Annotated in this window: 5 protein-coding genes; all 5 read left to right on the top strand. The window is 72.8% G+C overall.

The features are described from left to right. The coding region (locus F8279_RS29260; RefSeq protein WP_368668848.1) for a carbohydrate-binding protein at positions 1-197 on the top strand (197 nt) is incomplete at its 5' end. After that, positions 182-829 carry a DUF305 domain-containing protein gene (locus tag F8279_RS29265; protein WP_091427067.1) on the top strand — a complete coding sequence of 216 codons (648 nt, stop codon included), beginning with the start codon at positions 182-184 and terminating at the stop codon, positions 827-829. The genes F8279_RS29260 and F8279_RS29265, both read left to right, overlap by 16 nt. A 321-nt stretch (positions 830-1150) precedes the next feature. Beyond that, positions 1151-2740: a DHA2 family efflux MFS transporter permease subunit gene (locus tag F8279_RS29270; RefSeq protein ID WP_091427066.1), complete on the top strand. Its 1590-nt coding sequence runs from the start codon at positions 1151-1153 to the stop codon at positions 2738-2740. A gap of 128 nt (positions 2741-2868) precedes the next feature. Beyond that, on the top strand, positions 2869-3093 hold the full coding sequence (locus tag F8279_RS29275) for a hypothetical protein (protein ID WP_091427065.1): 225 nt from the start codon (positions 2869-2871) through the stop codon (positions 3091-3093). Between the two features lie 35 nt (positions 3094-3128). Further along, on the top strand, positions 3129-4217 hold a 1089-nt coding region (locus F8279_RS29280), incomplete at its 3' end, for a PIN domain-containing protein (RefSeq protein WP_225853453.1).

Consider the following 4217-nt stretch of genomic DNA (forward strand, 5'->3'; position numbering starts at 1 on the left):
CGGCGCCCACCACGCCCGCGCCCACGCCGACCCGGACCAGCACCCCGGCGCCGGGCGGCACGTGGACCGCCGGGCGGTCGTACCAGGTCGGTGACACCGTCACCTACGACGGCCGCAGCTACCGCTGCCGCCAGGCGCACACCGCGATCGCCGGCTGGGAGCCGCCGAACGTACCGGCGCTGTGGCAGCAGATCTGAGCCGGCGTACCCGCGCGGCGGAGCCGGCCGGTCCCCGGCTCCGCCGCGCGTCCGCCTCCGCCCGGCCGGTCGCGGCGCTGCTCGGGGTGGTGCTGGCCCTGACCGGGTGCGGCGGGCCGCCCGCCGCCGATCCTTCCCCGCCGGTCCCGTCCGCCACGGCCGCGGTCCCGTCCGGCGCGGACGCCACGACCAGCGGGATCGACGCGCTGTTCCTGGCCATGATGGTGGCGCACACCGAGCAGACGCTGGAGATCGTCGCGCTCGGCCTCGACCGCGCCACCGACCCGCGGATCCGCACGCTGATCGCCGCCGTCCGGGCCACCGAGACCGACGAACTGGCCACCATGCGCCGATGGCTGCGCGAGGCCGGCCCGTCGGCCGCCGCGGCGGCCGCCCGGCACGACCACTCCGGGCACAGCGACGCCGCCGCCGCACTGGCCCGGCTGCGCGCCGCCGCGCCCGCCGACGCCGACCGGGTGCTGCTCGACGTGCTCAGCCGGCACCAGCGCACCGCGGCCGACCTGGCCCGCGCCCAGGTCGCCGCCGGAACGAGCGAGCGGGTACGCGACCTCGCCCGGCGCATCGACCGCTCGCGTACGGCCGAGGTCGACCTGATGGCCGGCCTGGGCTGAGCGGCGGGCCCGCTAGGTGACTGTGTGGGGCATGACCTTCGTCACGGTCGCGCCCGCCGGCCACGCTCCCGGCAAGGCCGGCGAATCGGCGCGTACCAGCCCTTTCCGCGAGCCGCCGGACCACTTGCGAACCCGTGGCGGGGCCCTCTGCCGCGCCGCCGCGGTTCTCCCGTCGGCAAAACCGGCCGCGTCCCGTCCCAGGTCATGGCTACGCTGTCGCCCGGACGCCGCCCCGCCGCGCGTTCCGCCCGCGCTCCGCAGACGGCGCGCGCGGCGCCGCCACCGCCTCCCAAGTGCCGGACCGGATCCAGGAGACCGTCAGTGACCCAGCAACCCGTAGCGACGTCGACGAAACTCGACGCCGCCGTACTCAAGGTGGCCGGCGTCGTCGTGCTCGGTGCGATCATGTCGATCCTCGACGTGACAGTCGTCAGCGTGGCGCTGCCGACGTTCCAGAGCGAGTTCGACGCCACGTACGCCCGCGTCGCGTGGACCATGACCGGCTACACGCTTGCGCTCGCCACGGTGATCCCGCTCAGCGGCTGGGCCGCCGACCGGTTCGGCACGAAACGCCTCTACATGGTGGCGCTGGCGCTGTTCACCATCGGCTCCGGACTGTGCGCCACGGCCGACTCGATCGGCGAGCTGATCGCCTGGCGGGTGATCCAGGGCCTCGGCGGCGGCATGCTCATGCCGCTCGGCATGACGATCATGACCCGGGCCGCCGGCCCGCACCGTATCGGCCGCCTGATGGCCGTGCTCGGCATCCCGATGCTGCTCGGCCCGATCACCGGCCCGATCCTCGGCGGCTGGCTGATCGACGTCGCGAGCTGGCACTGGATCTTCCTGATCAACCTGCCGATCGGCGTGGTCGCCCTGGTCTACGCCCAGCTGGCGCTGCCCAAGGACAACGCCGAGCCGTCCGAGTCGTTCGACTTCCTCGGCATGCTCATGCTCTCGCCGGGTCTCGCGCTGTTCCTCTACGGCATCTCCACGCTGCCCGAGACCGGCACCGTCGCCGACACCAAGGTCTGGCTGCCGATGCTCGTCGGCGGCGCGCTCGTGATCGCCTTCGTGCTCTACTCGTTCCGGCCCCGGCACCCGCTGCTGGACCTGCGGCTGTTCCGCAACCGCAACCTGACCATCGCCACCGTGACCATGTTCGTGTTCATCATCGCGTTCATGGGCGCGGGCCTGCTGTTCCCGAGCTACTTCCTCCAGGTGCGCGGCGAGTCGACGCTCACCGCGGGCCTGCTGATCGCGCCGCAGGGCATCGGCGCGATGCTGACCATGCCGATCGCCGGCATGCTCGCCGACCGCGTGCCGGTCGGCCGGACGGTGCCGTTCGCGCTGGTGCTCATCGCGGCCGGGTTCTTCACCTTCACCCAGCTCGGCACCGACACGTCGTACTGGCTGCTCTGCGGCTCGCTGTTCGTGATGGGCCTCGGCATGGGCGGCACGATGATGCCGATCATGACCTCGGCGCTGAAGACGCTCAGCTCGGCGGAGGTGGCGCGCGGTTCCACGCTCGTCAACATCCTCCAGCAGATCGGCGGTTCGGTCGGCGCCGCGGTCATGTCGGTCATCCTCACCAGCGAGCTGAACGGCTCGCGGCCGATCCCCGGCGTCACCGACCCGGCCACCGGCGCGCCGCTGACCGAGGCCCAGCTCGCCATCGCCTCGCAACAGCAGCCCGAGCTGATCCAGCAGTTCCCGGTGCCGCCGTCGCTGATCGAGCGCGGGCTCGACTTCGCGGCGGACTCCTTCTCCACCACGTTCTGGGTCGCCTTCGGTCTGGTGCTGCTGACCTTCATCCCCGCGGCGTTCCTGCCCCGCCGCCGGGAGCCCTCGCACCTGCTCGACGGCGACACGGGCGACGACAAGCGTCCGGTGCCGGTTCCGATCCACTGACCGCCGCCGAGACCCGGGGCCGGACGCATATGCGTCCGGCCCCGGGCCGTTTATGGCGCCGCGATCCGCCACCCCGGCGACGGCCGGCGCCTAGGATCGGAGACGGAACCGGAGGAAGGCGGGCCAGCGTGAGCGCAGACGACACGCAGCGGTCGGCGCGACGGCGCAACCGGCTGCTGCTGGCGGGCCTGCTCGCCGTCGTCGGTCTGATCCTGCTGCTGCTCGGTCTCACCGTCGCCACCGGCACCGTCGCCGGCGTCGAGGTGGTGCTCGCGCTGTTGCTGCTGGTGACCAGCTACGCGATCCAGCGCGTGGCCCGCCGCGAGACCGTCTACCGCGACGAGCGGCGCTGACCGGTCCGGCGCTCCGGCCGGGCTAGGCTGCCAGTGTGGATCACGAAGACCGGATTGCGCTGTTCCTCGACTACGAGAACCTGGCCCTGGGCGTACGGGACCATCACGGCGGCCGGCCGTTCGACTTCCGGCCGATCGCCGACGCGCTCGCCGAGCGGGGACGCGTGGTGGTGCGCCGGGCGTACGCGGACTGGTCGTACTTCGACGAGGACCGGCGGATGCTCACCCGCTCACATGTCGAGCTGATCGAGATACCGCAGCGGATGGGCGCCTCGCGCAAGAACGCGGCCGACATCAAGATGGCGGTGGACGCGGTCGAGCTGGCGTTCGAGCGCGGCTACATCTCCACGTTCGTGATCTGCACCGGAGACAGCGACTTCACCCCGCTCGTGCACAAGCTGCGCGAACTCAACAAGCGGGTGATCGGCGTGGGGGTGGAGAAGTCCACCTCCGCGCTGCTGCCGCCGGCCTGCGACGAGTTCCTCTACTACGACCGCCTCGAAGGCGTCGACGTACCGCCCCCGGCCGCCCGCCGGTCGCGCCCGGCCCGGCCCTCACCGGCGGAGCCGGCGCCCGAGCCCGTGGTCGAGACGGCGGCCGAGGACGAGTCGGCGCGGGACGTCGACACGCTCGCCGTGCAGCTCGTGCAGACGGTCGCCGGCATGCAGGGCAGCTCCAGCGGTGACGTGACCGCCTCCGCGCTCAAGCGCGCGCTGCTCCGCAAGGACCCCACGTTCAGCGAGTCCGACTACGGCTTCCGTACCTTCGGGGAGCTGCTGCGCCACCTCGCGGCGCACAACGTGGTGGAGCTGGCCGCCGGGCCTGCCAAGGGCGACCCGGAGGTGTCACTTCCCGAACAGGGCGACCGGGAGGTCGCGTTCGGGCTGCTCCGGGCCGTGGTGGTGGACCTGGCCGCGGACGGTGGCGCGGTGGCGCTGTCCGGCCTGAAGGATCAGCTCCGGCGCGCCCGGCCGGACTTCAGCGAGAAGAAGCTCGGCTACCGCAGCTTCCTCCAGTTCTGCAAGGCCGCGACCGCGACGACGACGGCAAGCCGGTGCGCCGGGTGGTCCGCCGCGACCTGCCGCGTACCGCCATGGACTGGGAGATCGTGCCGGAGTCCTTCA

Origin of the sequence: Micromonospora sp. AMSO1212t, assembly GCF_008868145.1 — a bacterium.
Lineage (GTDB): Bacteria > Actinomycetota > Actinomycetes > Mycobacteriales > Micromonosporaceae > Micromonospora > Micromonospora tulbaghiae.